The organism is Psychrobacter sp. TB20-MNA-CIBAN-0197, assembly GCF_040309765.1.
GTDB lineage: Bacteria > Pseudomonadota > Gammaproteobacteria > Pseudomonadales > Moraxellaceae > Psychrobacter > Psychrobacter submarinus.
In genome coordinates, this window is record NZ_JBEOPC010000265.1 from 1 (window position 1) to 321 (window position 321).

Below are 321 nucleotides of genomic sequence, written 5' to 3' on the forward strand. Positions count from 1 at the left end.
CGTTAGTAAGTTTTTTATGATCATCTTTAATATTAGAAGGCAATGAAGAATGAGACTGGTTGGTACGAATAAAATTTGCCAATACTGTGTCATCAGCGCGATAAGGATTGCCCAAAATAGGGATATGCTTAAAACGTCGATAGCCCCACATATAATGACTGAATTTGTCTTCTATCATATATTGCATTGCTTGATTGAGGGCGTAGGCAGCGACAGACGTATCACGGTTGTAAAGGGCAGGATCATCAAGTCGGTAACAATAAATATCGAAACCCCGTCCGTCGTCACGGCGAATACAAGATAAGCCGACCAGCGCACACT

General features: G+C 41.7%; 1 pseudogene. It reads right to left on the minus strand.

Annotated features, from left to right (window positions below):
- A pseudogene (locus AAEY83_RS13590) lies at positions 1-321 on the minus strand (lipid A biosynthesis acyltransferase); the annotation flags it as partial.